General features: G+C 57.3%; 32 protein-coding genes and 4 pseudogenes. 35 read left to right on the forward strand and 1 reads right to left on the reverse strand.

Annotation, left to right across the window (positions count from 1 at the left end; genetic code table 11):
- From CAI21_RS06110 to CAI21_RS06260, 31 genes and pseudogenes are all read left to right on the forward strand, one after another.
- On the forward strand, positions 1 to 94 hold a 94-nt coding region (locus tag CAI21_RS06110), incomplete at its 5' end, for an EF-Tu C-terminal domain-related protein (RefSeq protein WP_207545791.1).
- Between the two features lie 5 nt (positions 95 to 99).
- The gene (gene rpsJ / locus CAI21_RS06115) at positions 100 to 411 is read left to right on the forward strand and encodes a 30S ribosomal protein S10 (protein WP_116301480.1); all 312 of its coding nucleotides are present in this window, start codon (positions 100 to 102) and stop codon (positions 409 to 411) included.
- 73 nt (positions 412 to 484) lie between these two features.
- Positions 485 to 1,138 (forward strand): 50S ribosomal protein L3, encoded by a 654-nt coding sequence (gene rplC / locus CAI21_RS06120; protein ID WP_116301481.1) that lies wholly within the window; start codon positions 485 to 487, stop codon positions 1,136 to 1,138.
- On the forward strand, positions 1,138 to 1,740 hold the full coding sequence (rplD, locus tag CAI21_RS06125) for a 50S ribosomal protein L4 (protein WP_116301482.1): 603 nt from the start codon (positions 1,138 to 1,140) through the stop codon (positions 1,738 to 1,740). Before rplC ends, rplD begins: the two co-directional genes overlap by 1 nt.
- On the forward strand, positions 1,737 to 2,030 hold the full coding sequence (rplW, locus tag CAI21_RS06130) for a 50S ribosomal protein L23 (RefSeq protein WP_116301483.1): 294 nt from the start codon (positions 1,737 to 1,739) through the stop codon (positions 2,028 to 2,030). Before rplD ends, rplW begins: the two co-directional genes overlap by 4 nt.
- A gap of 39 nt (positions 2,031 to 2,069) precedes the next feature.
- Entirely contained in the window at positions 2,070 to 2,894 is an 825-nt protein-coding gene (rplB, locus tag CAI21_RS06135; RefSeq protein WP_116301484.1) for a 50S ribosomal protein L2, read from the forward strand.
- 21 nt (positions 2,895 to 2,915) lie between these two features.
- Entirely contained in the window at positions 2,916 to 3,188 is a 273-nt protein-coding gene (gene rpsS, locus CAI21_RS06140; RefSeq protein ID WP_116301485.1) for a 30S ribosomal protein S19, read from the forward strand.
- Between the two features lie 10 nt (positions 3,189 to 3,198).
- Positions 3,199 to 3,531, forward strand: a complete 333-nt coding sequence (gene rplV / locus CAI21_RS06145; protein ID WP_116301486.1) for a 50S ribosomal protein L22 — start codon at positions 3,199 to 3,201, stop codon at positions 3,529 to 3,531.
- Between the two features lie 12 nt (positions 3,532 to 3,543).
- The gene (rpsC, locus tag CAI21_RS06150; RefSeq protein WP_116301487.1) at positions 3,544 to 4,227 is read left to right on the forward strand and encodes a 30S ribosomal protein S3; all 684 of its coding nucleotides are present in this window, start codon (positions 3,544 to 3,546) and stop codon (positions 4,225 to 4,227) included.
- Between the two features lie 10 nt (positions 4,228 to 4,237).
- Positions 4,238 to 4,651: a 50S ribosomal protein L16 gene (gene rplP / locus CAI21_RS06155; RefSeq protein ID WP_116301488.1), complete on the forward strand. Its 414-nt coding sequence runs from the start codon at positions 4,238 to 4,240 to the stop codon at positions 4,649 to 4,651.
- Positions 4,651 to 4,851 (forward strand): 50S ribosomal protein L29, encoded by a 201-nt coding sequence (gene rpmC / locus CAI21_RS06160; protein ID WP_116301489.1) that lies wholly within the window; start codon positions 4,651 to 4,653, stop codon positions 4,849 to 4,851. The genes rplP and rpmC overlap by 1 nt, the downstream gene beginning before the upstream one ends.
- Positions 4,851 to 5,114, forward strand: a complete 264-nt coding sequence (rpsQ, locus tag CAI21_RS06165; RefSeq protein ID WP_116301490.1) for a 30S ribosomal protein S17 — start codon at positions 4,851 to 4,853, stop codon at positions 5,112 to 5,114. The genes rpmC and rpsQ overlap by 1 nt, the downstream gene beginning before the upstream one ends.
- Before the next feature lie 66 nt (positions 5,115 to 5,180).
- Entirely contained in the window at positions 5,181 to 5,549 is a 369-nt protein-coding gene (gene rplN, locus CAI21_RS06170) for a 50S ribosomal protein L14 (protein WP_116301491.1), read from the forward strand.
- A 13-nt stretch (positions 5,550 to 5,562) separates the two neighbouring features.
- Positions 5,563 to 5,880, forward strand: a complete 318-nt coding sequence (gene rplX, locus CAI21_RS06175; RefSeq protein WP_116301492.1) for a 50S ribosomal protein L24 — start codon at positions 5,563 to 5,565, stop codon at positions 5,878 to 5,880.
- An 8-nt stretch (positions 5,881 to 5,888) separates the two neighbouring features.
- A pseudogene (rplE, locus tag CAI21_RS06180) lies at positions 5,889 to 6,427 on the forward strand (50S ribosomal protein L5).
- Between the two features lie 9 nt (positions 6,428 to 6,436).
- On the forward strand, positions 6,437 to 6,742 hold the full coding sequence (rpsN, locus tag CAI21_RS06185) for a 30S ribosomal protein S14 (RefSeq protein WP_181919286.1): 306 nt from the start codon (positions 6,437 to 6,439) through the stop codon (positions 6,740 to 6,742).
- A gap of 47 nt (positions 6,743 to 6,789) precedes the next feature.
- On the forward strand, positions 6,790 to 7,185 hold the full coding sequence (gene rpsH, locus CAI21_RS06190) for a 30S ribosomal protein S8 (protein WP_116301493.1): 396 nt from the start codon (positions 6,790 to 6,792) through the stop codon (positions 7,183 to 7,185).
- A 14-nt stretch (positions 7,186 to 7,199) separates the two neighbouring features.
- Positions 7,200 to 7,733 (forward strand): 50S ribosomal protein L6, encoded by a 534-nt coding sequence (gene rplF / locus CAI21_RS06195; protein ID WP_116301494.1) that lies wholly within the window; start codon positions 7,200 to 7,202, stop codon positions 7,731 to 7,733.
- A gap of 22 nt (positions 7,734 to 7,755) precedes the next feature.
- A pseudogene (gene rplR / locus CAI21_RS06200) lies at positions 7,756 to 8,103 on the forward strand (50S ribosomal protein L18); the annotation flags it as partial.
- Positions 8,104 to 8,118: 15 nt separating this feature from the next.
- Positions 8,119 to 8,622: a 30S ribosomal protein S5 gene (gene rpsE, locus CAI21_RS06205; protein ID WP_116301496.1), complete on the forward strand. Its 504-nt coding sequence runs from the start codon at positions 8,119 to 8,121 to the stop codon at positions 8,620 to 8,622.
- 3 nt (positions 8,623 to 8,625) lie between these two features.
- On the forward strand, positions 8,626 to 8,814 hold the full coding sequence (gene rpmD / locus CAI21_RS06210; protein WP_116301497.1) for a 50S ribosomal protein L30: 189 nt from the start codon (positions 8,626 to 8,628) through the stop codon (positions 8,812 to 8,814).
- A gap of 2 nt (positions 8,815 to 8,816) precedes the next feature.
- The gene (gene rplO, locus CAI21_RS06215; RefSeq protein WP_116301498.1) at positions 8,817 to 9,251 is read left to right on the forward strand and encodes a 50S ribosomal protein L15; all 435 of its coding nucleotides are present in this window, start codon (positions 8,817 to 8,819) and stop codon (positions 9,249 to 9,251) included.
- 21 nt (positions 9,252 to 9,272) lie between these two features.
- Positions 9,273 to 10,588: pseudogene (gene secY, locus CAI21_RS06220) on the forward strand (preprotein translocase subunit SecY).
- A gap of 109 nt (positions 10,589 to 10,697) precedes the next feature.
- Positions 10,698 to 10,814, forward strand: a complete 117-nt coding sequence (gene rpmJ, locus CAI21_RS06225) for a 50S ribosomal protein L36 (RefSeq protein WP_116301667.1) — start codon at positions 10,698 to 10,700, stop codon at positions 10,812 to 10,814.
- Between the two features lie 75 nt (positions 10,815 to 10,889).
- A complete protein-coding gene (rpsM, locus tag CAI21_RS06230) occupies positions 10,890 to 11,246 on the forward strand; it encodes a 30S ribosomal protein S13 (protein ID WP_116301499.1) in 357 nt (118 codons plus the stop codon).
- A 40-nt stretch (positions 11,247 to 11,286) separates the two neighbouring features.
- Positions 11,287 to 11,682, forward strand: a complete 396-nt coding sequence (gene rpsK / locus CAI21_RS06235) for a 30S ribosomal protein S11 (RefSeq protein WP_116301500.1) — start codon at positions 11,287 to 11,289, stop codon at positions 11,680 to 11,682.
- 16 nt (positions 11,683 to 11,698) lie between these two features.
- Positions 11,699 to 12,319 (forward strand): 30S ribosomal protein S4, encoded by a 621-nt coding sequence (gene rpsD, locus CAI21_RS06240; RefSeq protein ID WP_116301501.1) that lies wholly within the window; start codon positions 11,699 to 11,701, stop codon positions 12,317 to 12,319.
- Between the two features lie 42 nt (positions 12,320 to 12,361).
- On the forward strand, positions 12,362 to 13,360 hold the full coding sequence (locus tag CAI21_RS06245) for a DNA-directed RNA polymerase subunit alpha (protein ID WP_116301502.1): 999 nt from the start codon (positions 12,362 to 12,364) through the stop codon (positions 13,358 to 13,360).
- Positions 13,361 to 13,409: 49 nt separating this feature from the next.
- Complete coding sequence (gene rplQ / locus CAI21_RS06250) at positions 13,410 to 13,811, forward strand: 50S ribosomal protein L17 (protein WP_116301503.1); 402 nt, start codon at positions 13,410 to 13,412, stop codon at positions 13,809 to 13,811.
- A 93-nt stretch (positions 13,812 to 13,904) separates the two neighbouring features.
- On the forward strand, positions 13,905 to 14,630 hold the full coding sequence (locus CAI21_RS06255; RefSeq protein ID WP_116301504.1) for an SAM hydrolase/SAM-dependent halogenase family protein: 726 nt from the start codon (positions 13,905 to 13,907) through the stop codon (positions 14,628 to 14,630).
- A 229-nt stretch (positions 14,631 to 14,859) separates the two neighbouring features.
- The gene (locus CAI21_RS06260) at positions 14,860 to 15,840 is read left to right on the forward strand and encodes a malate dehydrogenase (protein WP_116301505.1); all 981 of its coding nucleotides are present in this window, start codon (positions 14,860 to 14,862) and stop codon (positions 15,838 to 15,840) included.
- 37 nt (positions 15,841 to 15,877) lie between these two features.
- On the opposite strand, the pseudogene uvrA reads toward CAI21_RS06260, so the two are convergent.
- Positions 15,878 to 18,735, reverse strand: a pseudogene (gene uvrA / locus CAI21_RS06265) (excinuclease ABC subunit UvrA).
- 158 nt (positions 18,736 to 18,893) lie between these two features.
- Between uvrA and CAI21_RS24655 the strand changes: the two are divergent.
- The 4 genes from CAI21_RS24655 (at position 18,894) to sat (ending at position 22,223) form a co-directional block, all read left to right on the forward strand.
- Positions 18,894 to 19,592, forward strand: a complete 699-nt coding sequence (locus CAI21_RS24655) for an MFS transporter (RefSeq protein ID WP_258868903.1) — start codon at positions 18,894 to 18,896, stop codon at positions 19,590 to 19,592.
- A 23-nt stretch (positions 19,593 to 19,615) separates the two neighbouring features.
- Entirely contained in the window at positions 19,616 to 20,140 is a 525-nt protein-coding gene (locus CAI21_RS24660; protein WP_258868904.1) for an MFS transporter, read from the forward strand.
- Between the two features lie 233 nt (positions 20,141 to 20,373).
- The gene (gene cysC / locus CAI21_RS06275) at positions 20,374 to 21,015 is read left to right on the forward strand and encodes an adenylyl-sulfate kinase (RefSeq protein WP_116301506.1); all 642 of its coding nucleotides are present in this window, start codon (positions 20,374 to 20,376) and stop codon (positions 21,013 to 21,015) included.
- Between the two features lie 17 nt (positions 21,016 to 21,032).
- Positions 21,033 to 22,223, forward strand: coding sequence for a sulfate adenylyltransferase (sat, locus tag CAI21_RS06280; protein ID WP_116301507.1), 1,191 nt, complete (start codon positions 21,033 to 21,035; stop codon positions 22,221 to 22,223).
- The last annotated feature ends 93 nt before the right edge of the window (positions 22,224 to 22,316 follow it).

The raw sequence follows: 22,316 nt of genomic DNA on the forward strand, positions 1-22,316 counted from the left end.
TGCGCCGATCGCGATGGAAGACGGCTTGCGCTTCGCGATTCGTGAAGGCGGCCGTACCGTCGGCGCCGGCGTCGTTTCCAAGATTATCGAGTAAGCGGCATGGCGAACCAGAGAATCCGTATTCGCTTGAAGGCGTTCGATCATCGACTGATCGATCAATCAGCACGAGAAATCGTAGAGACGGCCAAGCGTACCGGCGCCCAAGTTAAGGGCCCGATCCCGCTGCCGACCAAGAAAGAGATCTTTACGATCCTGATTTCGCCGCACGTCAACAAGGACGCGCGGGATCAGTACGAGATTCGTACGCACAAGCGACTGATGGACATCATCGATCCGACCGATAAAACGGTCGACGCATTGATGAAGCTCGACCTCTCCGCAGGGGTCGATGTCCAGATTAAGCTGTACTAACGCGCTTAGGCGCAGACAGGATTCACCCTCGCAGCGCGGGGGTGATCCTCTTTGTCTCTAGAAGAGGTTAACGATGGGAATCGGAATCGTCGGTCGTAAGTGCGGCATGACGCGTGTCTTCACCGAAGATGGCGTATCGGTGCCGGTGACCGTCATCGAAGCGACTCCTAACCGCGTCACTCAGCTAAAGGCTGATGAGGTGGATGGGTATCGCGCGGTGCAGGTTACTACCGGCTCGCGCCGCCCGACCCGGGTGAGCAAGCCTGCTGCAGGTCATTTCGCAAAGGCTGGTGTAGAAGCCGGGCGCGGATTGTGGGAGTTTCGGCTGGACGGTGAAGCGCCGGAGCTGGAAGTAGGCGGCGAAATCAAGGTCGACATCTTTGAAGCGGGCCAGCAAGTTGACGTTACCGGCACCAGTAAAGGTAAAGGCTTTGCAGGTACCGTTAAGCGGCATAACTTCCGCACCCAGGATGCTACCCACGGAAACTCGCTGTCGCATCGTGCGCCGGGTTCCATCGGTCAGAACCAGACGCCGGGGCGTGTCTTCAAAGGTAAGAAAATGGCGGGGCAGCTGGGTAATGTACGTACTACGGTACAGAACCTGGAAGTCGTCAAGGTCGATGCAGAGCGCAATCTGCTGCTGATTCGGGGCGCTGTTCCTGGTAGCGAAGGCGGAGATGTGATCATCCGCGCGTCGGTGAAAACGCGCAGGGGGAGGGCTAGCTAATGGAGCTGCAAGTCAAAGGTGGTGACAAGCTGGCGGTTTCCGAGGGCGCCTTCGGACGCGACTTTAACGAAGCGCTGATTCATCAGGTGGTCGTGGCCTATATGGCCGGCGGGCGTGCTGGGACGAAGGCGCAGAAAACCCGCTCCGAAGTTAGCGGCGGTGGCGCAAAACCCTGGCGTCAAAAAGGCACCGGGCGCGCGCGCGCCGGCACCATTCGTAGCCCCTTGTGGCGCACGGGTGGCGTCAGCTTTGCCGCAAAACCGCGGAGCTTTGAGCAGAAGGTCAACCGTAAAATGTATCGCGGCGCAATGCGCTCTATCCTGTCGGAGCTTATCCGGCAAGAGCGGTTGATCGTCGTCGATAAGTTCGATGTCGAAGAGCCGAAAACCAAAGCGCTGGTTGCAAAGCTGGGCGAATTCGGCGTTTCCGACGTGCTGATCGTTACGGAAGAGGTTAGCGAGAATCTTTATCTCGCCTCCCGAAACCTCGGCAGAGTGGATGTTCGCGACCCGGTTGGTCTCGATCCGGTAAGCCTCCTACGCCACCAAAACGTACTGGTTACCGTCGATGCCATTCGGCGGATAGAGGAGTGGCTGGCATGAACCAGGAACGAGTTTTCAACGTACTCTTGGGGCCTCATGTCTCCGAAAAGAGCACCGTGATTGCGGATTCCGCCAATCAAGTGGTGTTTAAGGTGGCTAAAGATGCCACTAAGGATGAGGTCAAAGCAGCTGTCGAGCAACTGTTTGAAGTGAAGGTCGACGGCGTTCGCGTGGTGAACGTTAAGGGCAAGAAGAAGGGCTTTGGCCGCATACGTGGCCGCCGTTCGGATTGGAAAAAGGCGTACGTCGCGCTGGCGGAAGGCCAGGAAATCGACATCGTCGGTGCGTAAACACCACACAACCCACTGAGGCGGATACGGGCGAATACCATGGCACTGGTCAAGGCAAAACCGACATCTCCGGGGCGACGCTTTGTCGTTCGGGTGAAGAATCCGGAGCTCTACACCGGCGAGCCGCATGCGGCGCTGGTCGAGAAGAGTTCCAAAAGCGGCGGCCGCAACAACGCTGGCCGCATCACGACGCGTCATCGGGGCGGAGGTCATAAGCGCCGGTACCGCGTTATCGACTTTAAGCGGGATAAAGACGGCATACCTGGAAAGGTCGAACGGCTAGAGTACGACCCGAATCGTAGTGCGAATATCGCATTAGTACTTTATGCCGACGGCGAGAGAAGGTATATTATCGCGCCCCGCGGGGTTTCCGCCGGTTCCCAGATCGTTTCCGGGTCCGAGGCGCCGATTAAACCGGGCAACGCATTGCCATTGCGGAATATCCCGGTCGGTACGCAGGTGCACTGTGTAGAGATGAAGCCCGGCAAAGGTGCGCAGTTGGCGCGCTCGGCTGGTGCGACGGTTCAGTTGGTGGCTCGCGAAGGGGCCTATGCGACGATCCGTTTGCGCTCGGGCGAGATGCGTAAAGTGCCGGTTGACTGCAAGGCGACCGTTGGTGAGGTCGGTAACTCCGAGCACGCGCTGCGTTCGCTCGGCAAGGCCGGCGCGAAACGGTGGCGGGGCGTTCGCCCGACGGTTCGTGGCGTGGCCATGAACCCAGTGGATCACCCGCACGGTGGTGGTGAAGGTCGTACCTCCGGAGGACGCCATCCGGTGTCGCCCTGGGGGCAACCCACCAAGGGTCACAAGACGCGGAAGAACAAGCGTACTACGCAGTTCATCGTCCGCGGTCGCAAACGTTAAACGCAGAGAGGTTGGTGAACAGTGCCACGCTCGATTAAAAAAGGACCGTTCATCGACGCCCACCTTCTTAAGAAGGTCGAGCAGGCCGTCGAGACCAACAGCAAGCGTCCTATTAAAACCTGGTCCCGGCGCTCCATGATCGTACCCGACATGGTGGGGCTCACCATTGCTGTTCATAACGGGCGGCAACACGTGCCGGTGTTGGTCAACGAGAATATGGTCGGCCACAAGTTGGGCGAGTTCGCGATGACCCGGACCTACCGCGGACACGCGGCGGACAAGAAATCCAAGTAGGGGTATAGCGATGGAAGTCGCGGCAAAACTTAGGTACTCGCGCGTGTCCCCGCAGAAGGCGCGCTTGGTAGCGGATCAAATTCGCGGGTTGCCGGTAGCTCGGGCACTGGACCTGCTTGAGTTCAGCCCGAAGAAGTCCGCCGCCATTATCAAGAAGGTGCTGGATTCGGCGATCGCCAATGCAGAGCACAATAACGGTGCTGACATTGACGAATTGACTGTGTCGCGGATCTTTGTTGACGAGGGTCCGGTCTATAAGCGCATCCAGCCTCGCGCCAAGGGGCGCGCGAATCGGATTCTCAAGCGTACCAGTCACATCACTGTGATGGTCGCTGAAAAGTAAAGAGGGGCCGTAATGGGTCATAAAGTACATCCCACGGGTTTTCGCCTCGGCATTACCGAGGACTGGCGGTCGATGTGGTATGCCGACAGCAACCGCTTCGGTGATTACCTCAATACCGACCTCCGGGTGCGGAACTTTCTCAAGAACAAGCTTTCGCACGCGTCGGTAAGCCGAATCAAGATCGAGCGTCCGGCCAAGAACGCGTTGGTCACGATTCATACCGCACGGCCTGGTGTCGTGATTGGTAAGAAGGGTGAAGATATCGAGCGTCTGCGTGGCGAAGTTGCGAAGATTATGGGTGTGCCGGTGCACATCAATATCGAAGAGGTTCGCAAGCCGGAACTCGACGCGCAGCTCGTTGCCGAGGGTGTGGCCCAGCAGCTCGAGAAACGCATTATGTTCCGGCGCGCTATGAAACGTGCGGTCGGCAACGCGATGCGGATTGGTGCCCAGGGCATCAAGATCAACGTCGCTGGCCGGCTTAACGGCGCGGAGATTGCTCGTAGCGAGTGGTACCGCGAAGGCCGAGTGCCGTTGCACACCCTGCGCGCCGACATCGACTACGGCTTCGCCGAGGCGAAGACTACCTACGGCATTATCGGCATCAAGGTCTGGATCTTCAAAGGCGAGATCATTGAAGGCGACGTGCCGGCGGCCGAAGCGAAAGGCGGAGAACGCGCCGCCGCGAAGAGTTAAGGATTAGGCCATGTTGCAGCCAAAGCGTACGAAGTTCCGTAAACAGCAAAAAGGTAGGAACACCGGTCTTGCGCGTCGTGGCGATAAGGTGAGCTTCGGCGAGTTCGGGTTGAAAGCAACAACCCGTGGTCCCGTGACTGCTCGCCAGATCGAGGCGGCCCGTCGAGCGATCACCCGACACGTTAAGCGTGGCGGTAAGATCTGGATTCGCGTGTTCCCCGATACCCCGATTACGGCGAAACCGCTAGAGGTTCGTCAGGGTAAAGGTAAGGGTAACGTCGACCATTGGGCAGTTAAGATTCAGCCCGGTCGCGTGCTCTATGAGATCGAAGGCGTTTCCGAAGAGCTCGCGCGCGAGGCTTTCCGCCGAGCTGCGGCGAAACTGCCGGTTCAGACCACGTTTGTGCAGCGGACGGTGATGTAATGAACGCAGCAGATCTTCGGAATAAGAGTGAAGAAGAGCTAAACAAGGAGCTGTTGGAACGGTTGAAGGAGCAATTCAACCTTCGTATGCAACAGTCTACCGGGCAGCTCAGCAAACCGGATCAGATGAAAAAGGTTCGTCGGGACATCGCCCGCATCAGGACGATCCTTGGTGAGAAGCGGACGGCAGGTGAGGCGTGATGAGCGAACAGCAACAGACAACTCGGGTGATGACCGGCCGCGTCGTCAGCAATAAGATGGACAAGTCCATCACCGTGCTGGTCGAGCGCCTTGTAAAGCACCCGCTGTACGGAAAGTACATTCGCCGCTCGTCCAAGCTTCATGCCCATGACGAGAACAATGAGTGCCAGGAAGGCGATGTTGTTTCTATCGAGCAATGTCGCCCACTTTCGAAAACGAAGACCTGGCGCCTGGTTAAGATCGTGGAGAAAGCCGCGCAGTAATGTGCGGTGGCACCGGTCGCGGGTCGGCAGTCACGACACCAACGGAAAGTTAGCGAGTAGAGCGCCATGATTCAGATGCAGACTCTCTTGGACGCTGCCGACAACAGCGGTGCGCGCCAAGTTATGTGTATTAAGGTGCTTGGCGGTTCCAAGCGCCGCTACGCCGGTATTGGCGACATTATTAAAGTGAGCATCAAAGATGCTATTCCGCGCGGCCGCGTGAAGAAAGGCGAAGTGTATAACGCTGTCGTCGTACGCACCCGCAAGGGAGTGCGTCGTCAGGACGGATCGATTATCCGTTTCGACAGCAATGCTGCAGTTTTGCTGAATAACCAGTTGCAGCCCATCGGTACGCGTGTGTTTGGACCGGTTACGCGTGAGCTGCGCAGTGAGAAATTCATGCGCATCGTATCTCTCGCACCGGAAGTCCTCTAAGGCGGAGATCGTCATGCGGAAGATCAGGAAAGGTGACGAAGTTATCGTCATCACAGGTAAAGACAAAGGGCGCCGCGGCGAGGTCATCCGCGTGATCGCGGACGAGGACAAAGTCGTTGTCGCCAACATAAACATGGTAAAGCGCCACACGAAACCGAACCCGCAGATGGGGGTTCAGGGTGGGATCGTCGAGAAAGAGATGCCCATCAATATTTCGAACGTGGCGTTGTACAATCGGGCGACTGGAAAAGCGGATCGGGTCGGAATCCGGGTAGATGACGGCCGTAAGGTGCGCTATTTCAAGTCCAACAACGAGTTAGTTGACGCGTAGGTGACGTGATGGCGAGGCTGCAAGAGTATTACAGATCAGAGGTAACGAAAGCGCTATTGGAACGCTTTGGTTATCAGAACGTGATGCAGGTCCCGCGTATCACGAAGATTACCTTGAACATGGGCTTAGGCGAAGCCGTCCGTGACAAGAAGGTCGTCGAGAATGCGCAGGCTGACATGGCTAAGCTAGCCGGTCAGAAACCTATTGTTACGTATACCAGGAAATCGATTGCGGGTTTTAAAATTCGCGATGGATGGCCAATTGGGTGTAAAGTAACGCTCCGTCGCGAAAAGATGTATGAGTTTCTTGATCGTTTCGTGAACGTAGTATCCCCCGTATACGAGACTTCCGCGGATTTACGCCGAAGTCCTTCGATGGTCGGGGTAATTACAACCTCGGTATACGGGAACAGATCATTTTCCCGGAAATCGATTACGAGAAAGTCGACGCTATTCGCGGTATGGACATTACCATCACGACCACTGCGAAGAGCGACGAAGAAGGTCAGGCCTTGCTTGAGGCCTTCAACTTTCCCTTCCGGAAGTAAGAGGCAGGTATGGCAAAGGTATCGATGGTCGAGCGCGAGAAGAAACGCGCCCGTCTGGCTAAGAAATATGCCGCCCGTCGGGTGGAGTTAAAGGCTATTATCCTGAATCCGGAGACCTCTGATGAAGAGCGCTTCGACGCACAGCTGAAATTGAATCAGCTGCCGCGGGATTCTAGCCCGGTTCGTGGACGGAACCGGTGTCGTGTCACCGGCCGTCCTCGTGGGGTTTACCGTAAGTTTGGCTTGGCGCGTAACAAGTTGCGCGAGGCGGCCATGCGCGGTGAGATCCCGGGTCTGGTCAAGTCGAGCTGGTAAGCTCGAAACTGACCAGCAAATACGCATAGCACTTAGGTGGCAACAGCATGAGCATGACCGATCCCATTGCGGATATGTTGACCCGCATCCGCAACGCTCAAACTGCGCGTAAAGCGCAGGTCAGCATGCCCTCGTCGAAGCTAAAAGCGGCGATCGCCAAGGTTTTGAAAGACGAAGGCTATATTGGAAGCTACACCGTTGGGGAAGAGGCTGGCAAGCCCACCCTGACCGTGGATCTTAAGTATTACCAGGGCGCTCCGGTTATTGAGACCATTCAGCGCGTAAGTCGGCCGGGTCTTCGTATCTTTAAGGGCAAAGACGAGCTGCCGCAAGTGCGGGGCGGGCTCGGCGTCGCCATCGTTTCGACCTCGAAAGGCGTTATGACTGAGAAAGCTGCGCGTGCAGCCGGTCATGGCGGTGAGGTTCTGTGCGTCGTCTTCTAACTTAGGATTACGTCATGTCCAGAGTTGCCAAGAAACCAGTGCAGATTCCCGGTGGCGTGGAAGTCGCCATCGCTGAGAATCAGCTCAAGATCAAAGGGCCGAAAGGCGCCTTTGAATGGAATGTTCACGAGCTAGTTGCCGTGAAGCAAGAGGGTAGCGAACTGCTGTTTGAACCGCGCGGCGAGAAAGCGAATGCCGTTGCGTTGACCGGCACTACCCGTTCCATCGTTAGTAATATGGTCCAAGGTGTGACGCAGGGCTTCGAGCGCAAGCTCGAGCTGAAGGGCGTCGGTTACCGCGCCCAGGCTCAAGGTAAAGTCTTGAACCTCACGCTTGGCTTCTCCCATCCGGTGAATCACGAGATTCCGGAAGGGATCACTGTCGAGACCCCGAGCCAAACCGAAATCGTGGTTAGGGGAATCGATAAACAGAAGGTGGGTCAGGTCGCTGCTCAGATCCGTGCTTATCGTCCGCCGGAGCCCTATAAGGGTAAGGGCGTTCGTTATGCCGACGAGCGTGTGATCATGAAGGAAGCCAAGAAGAAATAATCGGGCAGGTAAGGGTTATGGAAAAAAGGCAGCACGTTTGCGGCGCGCCCGTAAAGCCCGGGCGAAAATTCGCGAGTTGGGCGCCCACCGCCTCTGCGTCTACCGCACACCGCGGCACATTTACGCGCAGGTGATCGGTCCGGACGGACAGAGTACGGTGGCAGCCGCTTCCACGGTCGAGAAAGATCTCCGTGGTAAACTCCAATCCACCGGTAACCGCGACGCCGCGGCGGAGGTGGGTAAACTGATCGCGGAGCGTGCGAAAGCAGCCGGAATTACTCAGGTTGCGTTCGACCGTTCTGGCTTCCGTTATCATGGCCGTGTGCAGGCGTTGGCTGACGCTGCGCGCGAAGCCGGTCTGCAGTTTTAAGCAAGGGCGAGAGCTATGGCGACCAACGATTCGGTGAATAGCGACGGCCTCCGCGAAAAGCTGATCACGGTTAACCGTGTGGCTAAAGTGGTTAAAGGTGGTCGGCAATTTGGTTTCACGGCATTGACCGTGGTTGGCGACGGCGCCGGCCGGGTTGGCTTCGGGTATGGGAAGGCGCGCGAAGTGCCTGTCGCCATCCAGAAGGCAATGGAAAAGGCGCGTAAGAACATGCGGACCGTTGATCTCAACGGGACGACGTTGCAGTACCCGGTAAGTGCAAACCACGGCGCGAGCAAAGTGTTTATGCAACCGGCATCGGACGGTACCGGTATTATTGCCGGGGGTGCAATGCGCGCGGTTTTCGAGGTGCTTGGGGTCGAGAACGTTCTGGCCAAGGCCATCGGTTCGCGGAACCCTGTTAATGTCGTTCGTGCGACGATCAATGGGTTGACTGCGATGGCCTCTCCGGACCAGGTGGCGGCCAAGCGCGGAAAATCCGTCGAAGAGATTACGGGTTAAGCCATGAGCAAGAACAAACAGCTGAAAGTCACGTTGACGCGTAGCGTCATCGGACGGCTTCAGAGCCACAAGGCATGTGTTGCAGGCCTTGGTCTGCGGAAAATTCGGCATTCGGTGATTGTTGCTGACACGCCTGAGAATAGAGGCATGATCAACAAAGTCTCCTACATGCTGTCGGTTGAGGAGGTTTAATCATGCGTTTGAACACGATTAAGCCCGCCGCTGGCAGCCGCCCCGAACGCAACCGTGTCGGTCGCGGCATTGCATCGGGTAACGGCAAAACCGCGGGTCGCGGTCATAAAGGGCAACACTCTCGCTCGGGCGGCTTCCATAAGGTCGGCTTCGAAGGTGGGCAGATGCCCCTGCAAAGGCGCGTGCCGAAAGTTGGATTTCGCTCGCAGACTGCCCGCTATAACGCGGAAGTCCGGCTGTCCGAGCTACGGTACGTCGAAGGCGACGTGATTGATCTGCTGAGCTTGAAAGCTGCCAAGGTTATTCCTTTGCAGGCGCGCAACGCAAAGATTATTGCATCGGGTGAGCTGTCTCGGGCCGTTACCGTGCGTGGCGTTGGTGTCACCAAGGGTGCGCGCGCGGCTATCGAGGCTGCCGGCGGTAAGGTAGAGGACTAAGTGGCTAAGGCGGGCGCGAATATGGGTTCCATCGGGGGCCTCGGGAAGTTGGCGGAAGTCAAACGCCGTTTGTTATTTGTGCTGTTGGCGATGATCGTGTATCGGATCGGTACACACATCACCATTCCCGGCATCGACCCCGGCCAGTTGGCTGAAATGTTCGATGCCCAGCGCGGTACCATCCTCGAAATGTTCAACATGTTCTCGGGCGGGGCGCTCGAGCGGTTGAGTATATTCGCGCTCAACATTATGCCGTACATTTCGGCGTCCATTATCATGCAGCTGTTGGCTGCGACCGTGCCCTCTCTTGAGCAGTTGAAGAAAGAGGGCGAGGCTGGGCGCCGAAAGATTACGCAGTACACCCGCTATGGTACGGTTGGCCTTGCCACAGTGCAGGGCATTGGGATTACCATTGCTTTGGAGCAGCAGGGTGTTGCAATGTTGCCGACGTGGAACTTTATCTTCATCGGCACTGTAACCTTGGTCTGCGGCACGGTCTTCTTGATGTGGTTGGGTGAACAGGTTACTGAACGCGGTATCGGTAATGGTATTTCCATTATTATCTTTACCGGCATCGTTGCAGGCCTGCCAGGTGCGTTGGCCGGTACGCTGGAGTTGGGTAGTACTGGAGAGCTAAGTACCGCAGCCATTCTATTGCTGCTGATTCTAGCTGTTGCCGTTACTGCTTTTGTGGTGTTTGTCGAGCGAGGGCAGCGGCGGATCACGGTTAACTATGCCAAGCGGCAACAAGGGCGTCGGGTGTATGCTGCCCAAAGCAGCCATTTGCCTCTGAAGCTCAACATGGCAGGTGTGATTCCGCCGATTTTGCCTCAAGCATCATCCTCTTTCCCGCAACGGTGGGGCAGTGGTTCGGCGATGCGCCGGGGCTGGGATGGCTTGGGGCCGCCGCAAATACGCTGTCGCCCGGCCAGCCGCTGTATGTTGGGCTGTATGCGGCCGCAATTATATTCTTCTGCTTTTTCTATACGGCGTTGGTCTTTAACGCTAAAGACACGGCAGATAACCTGAAGAAATCGGGCGCCTTTATCCCTGGCGTTCGTCCTGGGGAGGCGACTACGCGGTACATTGACGGCGTGATGAGCCGCCTGACGATGGTCGGGGCGATATATATTACCGCCGTTTGTTTGCTGCCAGAGTTTTTGATCCTCTACTGGAATGTACCGTTCTACTTTGGTGGGACGTCGCTATTGATTATTGTCGTCGTACTTATGGACTTCATGGCGCAGTTGCAGGCGCACTTGGTCTCGCATCAGTACGAGCCGCTTATGCGCAAGGCTAACCTGAAAGGGCACGGCGGCACCGGGTTTCTCCGATAAGGGTTTGAGTTGATATGTGCCGGCGCGTTTTTTTCTTAGCGCGCCGACGCTAATTCTGTTATCCTACGCGCCTTTCGCGGCGCGACGCGTAGTTTTTGGAGACGAAGCCATGAAGGTACGTGCTTCTGTTAAGAAGATTTGCCGGAACTGCAAGATTATCCGGCGTAACGGCTCGGTGCGTGTTATTTGCAGCACCGACGCTCGTCATAAGCAACGACAGGGTTAAGTTGCCGCTTGAAGCGGCGCCTTTGTATTCGATAACATTGCGGGTTTTCCGCGAGCGGACTGGGAGATTGGGTTTATGGCCCGTATTGCTGGCGTAAACATACCCGACCACAAACACACTGTGATTTCGCTCACCTATATCTATGGCGTTGGGCGGAGCCGGGCGCAGGATATCTGCAAAGCGGTCGGAATTGCGCCTGAGCGTAAGATGAGGGAGCTGTCCGAGCAGGAGCTCGAGGCCCTTCGGAGTGAAGTCGGCAAGTATGTCGTCGAGGGTGACCTCCGGCGTAGCGTTGCCATGGATATTAAGCGTCTGATGGATCTTGGTAGTTACCGGGGCATTCGTCATCGGCGCGGTCTCCCGGTTCGTGGTCAGCGCACCCGTACGAATGCTCGTACGCGTAAGGGTCCGCGGCGCGGTGCCGGCAAGTAAGGCTCTAGCATAGCTGCATAGCAACTGTAGGATTAAGGCGATGGCGAAAGCTGCAAGCAGTTCGCGTGGTCGTAAACGCGCGAAACGTACCGTGGTCGACGGCGTGGCGCATATCCACGCGTCGTTCAATAACACAATTATTAGCATTACGGATCGTCAGGGGAATTCGCTTTCCTGGGCGAGTGCCGGTGGCAGCGGTTTCCGCGGTTCGCGGAAGAGCACGCCCTTCGCGGCACAGGTGGCGTCGGAACGTGCGGGTCGGGCGGCGCTCGACTATGGCCTGAAGAACCTGGAAGTCCGGGTTAAGGGCCCAGGGCCGGGTCGCGAATCAGCGGTACGTGCGCTGAATAACGTAGGCTACCGCATTACGAATATTACGGACGTGACGCCGATCCCGCATAACGGTTGCCGTCCGCCGAAGAAACGTCGCGTCTGACCCAGGGAGACGATTGATGGCGAGGTATATTGGTCCTAAGTGCAAGCTGTCGCGTCGGGAAGGTACCGACCTTTTCCTTAAGAGCGGCATGCGTCCGCTCGACAGCAAATGCAAACTCGATACGCCGCCTGGCCAGCATGGCCAGCGTCGCGGTCGGACTTCCGACTACGGCTTGCAGCTGCGCGAGAAGCAGAAAGTTCGTCGTATTTACGGCATTCTGGAGAAGCAGTTCCGCAACTATTACGGTGAGGCCGCACGACGCAAAGGTGCGACGGGCGAGGTCTTGTTGCAGTTGCTGGAAGGTCGGCTGGATAACGTTGCTTACCGTATGGGCTTTGGCTCTACGCGGAGTGAGGCGCGTCAGCTAGTCGGTCATCGCGCGTTGCAGGTCAACGGCCAGGTTGTGAACATTCCGTCTTACCAGGTTAAGCCTGGTGACGTGGTGAGCGTTCGCGAAAAGGCGAAGAAGCAAGTCCGCATACAGGCGGCGCTGGAGATGGCGCAGCAGCAGGGTTTTGCTCAGTGGGTTGAGGTGGACACGAAGAAGATGGAGGGTACGTTGAAGGCCCTTCCGGATCGCAGCGATCTGTCCGCCGATATCAACGAATCCCTGATCGTCGAGCTTTACTCCAAGTAAAGGCTCTTTCGCGTACCGCTGGAATCGAGAGAGGAAGTGCCCATGCAGGGTCTGTTTAAGGATTTCCTTAAGCCGCGAATTGTTGATGTTAATGCCCTCAGCGACCGGCATGCGAAGATCACGCTTGAGCCTTTGGAGAGGGGGTTCGGTCATACCTTAGGGAACGCCCTGCGGCGGGTGTTGCTCTCCTCCATGCCGGGCTATGCGGTGGTTGAAGCCGAGATCGAAGGCGTCCTGCATGAGTACACCGCGATCGAAGGTGTTCAGGAAGACGTTGTCGATATTCTCCTGAATCTTAAGAACCTGGCGGTTCGTTTGCATTCGAAGGACGAGGCGACGCTGACGCTGGTCAAGCAAGGGCCAGGTGTGGTGACCGCGGGTGACATCGAGGTCGGACACGATGTCGAGATTAAGAATCCCGACATGGTGATCGCAAACCTGACCAAGGCCGAAGAACTGAAGATGACGCTTCGGGTGCGCAGTGGGCGGGGCTACGAGCCCGCCACTCAGCGTCGTGACGAAGAAGACCGTCCAATCGGCCGACTGCAACTGGACGCGAGCTTCAGTCCGATACGGCGCGTCGCTTATAACGTTGAGAGCGCGCGTGTCGAACAACGCACCGACTTAGATAAGTTGGTTATGGACATCGAGACTAATGGTGTCCTAGAGCCGGAAGAGGCGATCCGCCTGGCAGCCGGCCTGTTGCGGGACCAGTTGTCTGTGTTTGTCGATTTGGAGGGCGGCGAGTTCGAGAGCGAGCCGGAGCGGAAAGAACCGGAGGTCGATCCTGTTCTGTTGCGTCCGATCGACGATTTAGAGCTGACGGTGCGCTCTGCTAACTGCTTGAAGGCGGAAAGCATTCACTACGTTGGCGATTTGGTCCAACGTACGGAAGTCGAGCTCTTGAAGACTCCGAATCTCGGTAAGAAATCGCTTACGGAGATCAAAGAGGTTTTGGCGTCCCATGGCCTGGCGCTGGGGATGCGGCTGGAAAACTGGCCTCCCGCGGGATTAGGCGATAGGGATCAGGCTGCTGGTTGATCGCCTGGTTTGATTGCAGCGCCCGCTTTGGAACTGAAGGAAAGATATCATGCGTCACCGTAAATCCGGACGACAGCTTAATCGGAATAGCAGCCATCGTAAGGCTATGTTCCGGAACATGGCCGCTTCGCTGCTGACTCACGAAGCCATTAAAACCACGTTGCCCAAGGCTAAAGAGCTGCGGCGTGTGGCTGAACCGCTGATTACCCTCGGTAAAGAGGACAGCGTTGCCAACCGGCGGCTGGCTTTTGCGCGCCTGCGCGACAAAGAAGCTGTTGGCAAATTGTTCTCCGAGATTGGCCCGCGCTACAAAGAGCGGCCGGGTGGTTACCTGCGGATTTTGAAGTATGGCTATCGCGCCGGCGACAATGCGCCGATGGCTTACGTGGAGTTGGTTGACCGTCCGATGCCGGAAGCGGCTGAGGCGGAGAGTGCAGAAGCCGCAGAGTAATTCGCGATAGGTAAACCTATCGTATGAGCCGAACGAAACCGGGGCGTCGGGAACGATGCTCCGGTTTTTTTTGCCTGTTAGGTGGGCTTAAGCATGTTCGTTCTGTTTACGGATTTTGGCTGGGAGGGGCCTTACATTGGCCAGATGAAGGCGCTCTTATCGGCTAGCTCGGCAGCGCCGATAGTCGATTTGATGCATGATGCGCCGATGTTCGATGCTCTGCATTCCGGCTATTTACTCAAGGCTTATAGCGCGGCCTTGCCGCAGAGGGCGATCGTCATAGCGGTGGTGGATCCAGGCGTAGGTGGAGCTAGAAAGGCGCTGGCGGTGATGGCTGATGGGCGTTGGTACCTAGGGCCTGATAATGGACTTTTGGCGCCGATTATCAAGGGTGCCGAGCATGTCCGAATACTTGAATTGGACGTGCCCGAAGGGGCGTCGGACAGCTTCCACGGCCGAGATCTGTTTTGTCCGGCTGCTGTTGCCATCGCCAACGGGGTGCAGCCTCAGGGGGCGGAATGTGCGGCGGGGCAGTTGGTCGGCATCGGCTGGCCAAGTGTTTGTTTCGAGATCTGTTATGTGGACAAGTTTGGGAATGCCATTACCGGCATTCCGAGTCATGCCGTTGCGGCTGACGGTTTGCTTTGGGTTGGGAAGCGTTTGCTGAGGTACGCTCGTACCTTTTGCGAAGTTCAGAAGGGGGAGGCTTTTTGGTACCACAACTCCTCGGGGTTGGTTGAGGTGGCGGTGGCCGAAGGTAGCGCAGCGGAAACGCTTGGCCTTGAGATAGGTTCCCGGGTCGATATGGTCAGGCGTTGATAGGTGCGTTTGCGACCTGTTGTAGGTCTTAGCAAAGGCTTGCGGTGAAAGAAGTGTGCCTTATATACCCAAGCTTCGTAGACAGAAAAATGTGGCACAGGTCATGTTCTGGTACAATGCCCGCCGGCCTGCACCTGTCCGTATGTGGCTCGTATGACGTTCGCGAAGGTTAGGCGGGGCCATGCAGGATGAGGAAGCAAGTACAAGTTCAATCTGAAGGAGATTGTCGATGAAAGCACCTGTACGGGTTGCCGTCACTGGCGCGGCTGGGCAGATCGGTTATAGCTTACTGTTTCGGGTCGCCGCTGGCGATATGCTGGGTAAGGATCAGCCGGTTATCTTACAACTGCTAGAGATTACTCCGGCGTTGGAAGCGTTGCGCGGCGTTGTGATGGAGCTTGAGGACTGCGCGTTCCCGCTGTTGGCTGGCATTACGACTAGCGATAAAGCGGAGGAGGCGTTCAAGGACGCTGATTATGCGCTACTGGTCGGTGCGCGTCCGCGCGGTCCGGGTATGGAGCGTAAAGACCTGTTGGAAGCTAATGCAGCGATTTTCTCCGCTCAGGGTAAAGCACTGAACGATGTAGCTAGCCGAAACGTTCGCGTTTTGGTCGTTGGCAACCCGGCAAACACCAATGCTTTGATCGCTCAGCGTAATGCGCCGGACCTCGATCCGCGTTGTTTCACCGCCATGACGCGGTTGGATCACAACCGTGCTCTGGCGCAATTGGCTAACAAAGCCGGCTGCCATTCCAACGACATCAAGAAAATGACGATTTGGGGCAACCATTCGGCGACGCAGTATCCTGATATCAGCAATGCGCTGGTTAACGGTAAGTCGGCTGCCGATTTGGTCGACGAGGCTTGGTTGGTCGACGACTTTATTCCGACCGTACAACAGCGTGGTGCGGCAATCATCAAGGCCCGTGGGCAGTCCAGTGCTGCATCGGCGGCGTCCGCTGCGATCGACCACATGCGCACTTGGGCGCTAGGCACCGAGGACGGCGATTGGACCAGCATGGGTATTCCGTCCGACGGCAGCTACGGCATCGAGGAGGGGCTTATTTACTCCTTCCCGGTCACCGTTAAAGACGGTAAGTACGAAATTGTGCAAGGTCTGGAAATCAGCGAGTTCAGCCGCGAGCGGATGACGGTTACCGAACAGGAGCTGAAAGAAGAGCGCGACGGCGTTAGCCACTTGTTGCCGTAAGCGATACGTACGATTCGCGAAAGAAAAAGAAGGCGCCCTAGGGCGCCTTCTTTTTGGGGATGCTTCGGCGGGCTTTCTCCAAGATGGGTTTGAGAAAACGGCCCGTATAGGAGCTCGGTGTGTCCGCTACGGTTTCCGGCGTGCCATAGGCAATAATCTCTCCGCCGCCGTCACCGCCTTCGGGGCCAAGGTCGAGTATCCAATCGGCTGTTTTAATCACATCCAAGTTGTGTTCGATCACAATCACGGTATTGCCATGGTCGCGTAGCCGGTGCAAGACGCTAAGCAATTGCTCGATGTCGTAAAAATGTAGGCCCGTCGTCGGTTCATCCAGTATGTAGAGCGTCTTGCCGGTGTCGCGCTTAGACAATTCTCGGGCAAGCTTTACTCGCTGCGCTTCGCCGCCGGAGAGCGTTGTCGCGTTCTGGCCTAGCTTGATATAGCTCAGCCCTACGTCCATCAGGGTTTCCAGCTTGCGTTTGAGCACTGGAATCGCGCTGAAGAACTCAAGGGCGTCCTCTACGGTCATATCCAGCACTTCGTCGATGGTTTTGCCCTTATAGCGAATCTCCAAGGTTTCGCGGTTATAGCGCCGACCTTTGCAGACGTCGCAGGGGACGTAGACATCCGGTAGGAAGTGCATCTCGACTTTGATGACACCATCGCCATGGCAGGCTTCGCAGCGACCGCCTTTGACGTTGAAGCTAAAGCGGCCGGGCTGATAGCCACGTGCTCTTGCTTCAGGGGCGCCAGCAAACAGTTCCCGGATCGGGGTGAATAAGCCGGTATAGGTGGCCGGGTTCGAGCGCGGTGTACGGCCAATCGGGCTTTGATCGATATCGACGACTTTATCGAACAAATCCAAGCCGTCGATGGCGAGACAGGGAGCGGGTGCTTCGCTGGCGCGGTTGAGTTCGCGCGCGGCAAAGCGATACAGCGTATCGTTGATCAGCGTTGACTTGCCTGAACCGGAAACCCCCGTGATGCAGGTTAGTAAACCGGCAGGGATTTCCGTGTCGACGTGTTTAAGGTTGTTACCACTTGCGCCCTTTATCCGTAATGCCTTGCCTGGAGTGGGCTGACGCCGCTCGATGGGAACGGCGATCTCTCGTGCTCCGGAAAGATACTGCCCTGTGAGCGAACGGGGGTTGCGCTCGATGGCGGCTACTGCACCTTGTGCCACGATCTGCCCGCCATGCACCCCAGCCCCCGGCCCCATATCGACGACGTAGTCGGCCGCGCGAATGGCATCCTCGTCGTGTTCGACGACGATGACCGTATTACCAAGATTGCGTAGGTGGATCAGGGTGGCTAACAGCCGCTCGTTGTCCCGTTGATGAAGACCGATCGAGGGCTCGTCCAAGACATACATAACGCCGACTAAGCCCGCACCAATTTGGCTGGCTAAGCGGATACGTTGAGCTTCGCCGCCCGAAAGCGTATCGGCACTGCGGTGGAGGGTGAGGTAATCCAGGCCGACATTGACTAAGAAACTCAGCCGCTCATTAATTTCCTTGATGATCTTTGCGGCTATCTCGCCTCTGGCGCCCGCTAGTTCCAGGCCCTCGAAAAAAGCTAAGGCCTGGCCCACAGGTAGGGCGGAAATCTCGGGCAGGCTACGGCTTGCCACGTAGACATGACGAGCCCCCTGATTTAACCGCGTTCCTTGACAGTCGGGGCAAGGGCGATTGCTCAAATACCGCGCTAAGTCCTCCCGTACCAGGTTCGAATCGGTTTCCCGGTAGCGGCGCTCCATGTTGGGCAGAATGCCTTCGAAGGGGTGTTTACGAACCTTCACCTCTCCGCGGCTGTTGACGTACCGAAAGTCGATTGCCTGTTTGCCGCTGCCGTACAATAGGATCTGTTTTATCTCTTTCGGTAGCGTTTCGAACGGTGTCTCGATATCGAACTCGTAAGCCGTGGCCAGGCTGGTGATCATCTGGAAATAGTAGTTATTTCGCCGATCCCAGCCTCGTATCGCGCCGTCCGCCACGCTTAAATGCGCTTGAGTTACCACGCGAGCCGGGTCGAAGAATTGCTTGACTCCAAGGCCGTCACAACTAGGACAGGCGCCCTTGGGATTGTTAAAGGAGAACAGCCGGGGTTCGAGCTCGGTTAAACTGTAGCCGCAGATCGGGCAGGCGTAGCGCGAGGAGAAAAGCAGTTCGTCGCGCTCCGGTTCATCCATCCAGGCAATTCGCGCTAAACCGTTAGACAGCGACAAACAGGTTTCCAACGAGTCTGCGAGCCGTGTGGCCAAGTCCGGGCGGACTTTAAAGCGGTCCACCACCGCCTCGATGGTATGTTTGCGCTTGGGGTCGAGCGGCGGCGGTTGATCCAGCTCGACGATGTGTCCGTCGATGCGTGCCCGCACAAAGCCTTGGGCACGTAGTTCGCTCATGATATGAACATGCTCGCCCTTGCGGTCGTCGATCAAGGGGCTTAGCAGCATGATTTTGCTGCCTTCCGGCAGGGCCAGAATTTGGTCGACCATCTGGCTGACGGTTTGCGCATCCAGGCTTACGCCATGCTCCGGACAGTGCGGTTTACCTGCCCGCGCATAGAGAAGGCGCAGATAGTCGTAGATCTCGGTAACCGTGCCTACCGTCGAGCGCGGGTTATGCGAAGTCGACTTCTGTTCGATGGAAATAGCCGGCGAGAGCCCTTCGATATGGTCGACGTCCGGTTTTCCATCATGGACAGAAACTGGCGGGCATAAGCCGAGAGCGATTCGACGTAGCGACGCTGACCTTCGGCGTAGATGGTGTCGAAGGCCAGCGAGGACTTGCCCGAGCCGGATAGGCCGGTCAGTACGATGAGTTTATCGCGCGGCAGCTCCAGATCGATATTCTGTAGATTGTGCGTGCGAGCGCCTTGTATGCGGATTGTTTCCATGCAGTTTCCCGTCGTTTCGGCGACCTGATAGTATACTGCACCGCAGCTTGGCTTTCGTGGTGTTTTCTCCTCTCGACGGAAAGCCCGCGACCAAATATCCACTGATGCAACTGACAAGCGCCCAGAGTTCGGCTCTGGCTAGCGCCGGAAATCAATTCGTGAGTTCAACCAGGCAAACCCCGCGCAACCCGATGACCGCCCGCGAGCGTCGCGCTACTTTGGGCCTCGCCTCCGTTTTTTCGATGCGGATGCTGGGGCTGTTTCTCGTCCTGCCCGTATTCGCACTGTATGCGCACGAACTGGCGGGCGCGACGCCGATGATGATCGGCTTGGCCATCGGCGCGTATGGTCTAACGCAAGCTCTATTGCAGATACCGCTCGGTATGGCCTCCGATCGTTGGGGGCGGCGCCCTGTGATCGTCGCCGGCTTGCTTTTGTTTGCGTTGGGTAGCGTTGTCGCAGCTCTCTCCGAAAGTATCTACGGCGTTATCGCCGGTCGTGCGCTACAGGGGACGGGCGCGGTCGCGGCAGCGGCGATGGCAATGGCGGCAGATCTGACGCGCGATTCGCAGCGCACCAAAATCATGGCGGTAATAGGCATAAGTATCGGCTTTTCATTCCTATTGGCCTTGATGCTGGGCCCCGTCATCGCCGGTTGGTGGGGCTTGTCCGGTGTGTTTTGGTTTACGGCGGTGATGGCCCTGGCGGGTATCGGGGTGATGTATCTTCTGGTGCCGACGCCGGAGCAGGCGCCGGCGCGGCGGGTATGGCTGTGTCGGAGCAAGGGCGGCTATGGGCCGTGTTTAAAGAGCCGAACCTGTTTCGGCTGGACAGTGGGATTTTCGTACTGCATTTAATACTGACCGCGAGCTTTGTCGTTATGCCGATTGCTTTACGCGATCAGTTGGGTGTGGCGGACAATGCGCACTGGCGGGTGTATATCCCCGTACTCCTGGCTTCTGTGGTCGGCATGGTGCCTCTGTTGGCGCTCGGTGAGCGGCGTCGGCAAATGCACCGCCTATTGGGTTATGTCGTACTAATGTTAGCCGCGGCGTCGTTCCTTTTGGCGTTTTCCGTTACCGCTGGCGTTGCTTGGCTTTGGTTCGCCCTTTGGCTGTATTTCGTCGCATTTAACACGCTTGAGGCCAGTTTGCCTTCCATGGTGTCCCGTTATGCGCCGCTGGAAGCGAAAGGGGCGGCCATGGGCGTTTATTCAACCTCGCAGTTCTTCGGCGCTTTCGTGGGCGGTGTGGCCGGTGGCGGACTGTATACGGGGCTTGGCATCGAAGGTGTGTTCGCCTTCTGTGGCGTGATAGCTCTGGGCTGGTTCTTTCTGGCCCGGGGATTGTCCGCACCGGTGCAGACAGAATTGGCGGAAGCGGTTATTGGCGACGTTAAGCGGTAAGCCCGCATAACGATAGACCGTAACGTTATATCTAGCGCCGTTATAAGGCGCTGAGCGTAATGTAAAATGCACGGCATTATTTGTCCTCGGAGAGCGGGCAAGGGTGTTCGGGCCTCCCTGGCAGAACGCTAACAGGGAGGCCGACTCCTTCGGTGTGCTGCGCCGCTCGACGAGAGGTCGGAACACCTGGTAGGCGTCGTATCAACGGCCTGACAACAATGGAGAGCGATGACATGGCAGAACAAAAAGCGACCAACGTGCACTGGCACGAGGGAGAAGTGACGCGCGCTGAACGCAATCGCCTGCTAGGCCAAAAAGGCGCCACGCTGTGGTTTACCGGACTCTCCGGAAGTGGCAAGAGTACGGTGGCTGTTGCTTTGGAGAAGGTGCTGACCGAACGCGGGCACCTCACCTACCGGCTCGACGGCGACAACGTGCGTATGGGTATCAACAAAAACCTGGGTTTCTCTGCCGAGGACCGGGCCGAAAATATCCGTCGCATTGGCGAGGTCGCCAAGCTCTTCGTCGACACCGGCGTGATCGTGCTGTCCAGTTTCGTCAGCCCCTACCGGGAAGACCGCGATAACGTCCGCGCTTTGCACGAGGCTGGAGACATGGATTTCATTGAAGTCTTCGTCGATGTGCCGCTGGAAGAGGCCGAGCGGCGCGACCCGAAAGGGTTGTACAAAAAAGCGCGTGCCGGCGAGATCAAAAACTTTACCGGTATCGATGACCCCTACGAGCCGCCGCTCAAGCCGGAAATCGTACTCAAGAGCCAGGAAATGAGCTTGGAAGAAGAAGTGACCCTGCTACTCGAGTTGCTCGAACAGAGGGGCATCATCGGCCAGGCCAGCGGCAAGGTTGTTGCCAGCTAAACGGGAGATAAACACGAATGATCAAACCCCACGGATCCGATCAACTCAAGCCTTTGTTCGTTTACGACACGGAGCGTCATCACGCGCTGGTTGCGGAGGCAGAAAGTCTGCCTTCCTTGCTGCTGAACTCGGCCGCTGCCGCTAATGCCGTGATGCTCGGCGGCGGCTACTTCAATCCGCTGGAAGGTTACATGAACCTGGCCGATGCGCTGAGCGTGGCCGAAAAGCTCCAGACCACCGACGGATTGTTCTGGCCGGTGCCGGTCGTTAACCTCACCCAGGATGTCAGCGGTATCGAAGGCGCCAAGCGCATTGCCCTGCGCGATCCCAACGTCGAAGGCAATCCTGTGCTGGCGGTTATGGACGTCGACGCCATCGAGGATGTCAGCGCCGAGCAGATCGACTTCATGGCCGAGAGAATCTTCGGCACCCTCGACCCGGAGCACCCGGGCGTGGCGACCTTTAAAGGCCTGGGTAATAAACTGTTGTCGGGCAAGATCGAGGTGTTGAACTTCAGCTACTTCCAGACCGACTTCCCGGATACTTTCCGCACCGCCGTCGAAATCCGCAACGAAATCAAAGAGCGCGGCTGGAACAAAGTGGTTGCCTTTCAGACCCGCAACCCGATGCACCGCGCGCACGAAGAGCTGTGCCGCATGGCCCAAGAGCGCCTAGGGGCGGACGGTATTGTGATCCATATGCTGCTTGGTAAGCTCAAGCCCGGCGACATTCCGGCTCCGGTGCGCGATGCCTGCATCCGCAAAATGGTAGAAGTATATTTCCCGCCCAACACGGCCATGATTACCGGCTACGGCTTCGATATGCTCTATGCTGGCCCGCGGGAGGCCGTGCTGCACGCCGTGTTCCGCCAGAACATGGGGGCCACGCACTTGATCGTCGGGCGCGATCACGCGGGTGTGGGCGACTATTATGGGCCGTTCGACGCGCAGACGATTTTCGACGAGCAGGTTCCGGCCGGCGCCTTGGAAATCGACATCTTCCGTGCCGATCACACCGCCTACTCGAAGAAGCTCGACCGCGTGGTTATGATGAACGAAGCGCCGGACCACAGCAAAGAGGACTTCGTCCTCCTATCCGGTACCAAGGTGCGGGAAATGCTCAGCCAGGGCATTGCTCCGCCGCCGGAATTCTCCCGCCCGGAAGTGGCGGAAATCCTCATGCAGCATTATCAAGCTACTCAAAGCTAAGCCTGCTGCATTTATAATCGCAGCGTTCAGGGGCGGGTACCAACACAGTGCCTGCCCCTTGTTGTTACTGGCGGCGCACTATTCGTTATTAGA

It is taken from the genome of Alkalilimnicola ehrlichii (assembly GCF_003399765.1).
Taxonomy (GTDB): Bacteria; Pseudomonadota; Gammaproteobacteria; order Nitrococcales; family AK92; genus AK92.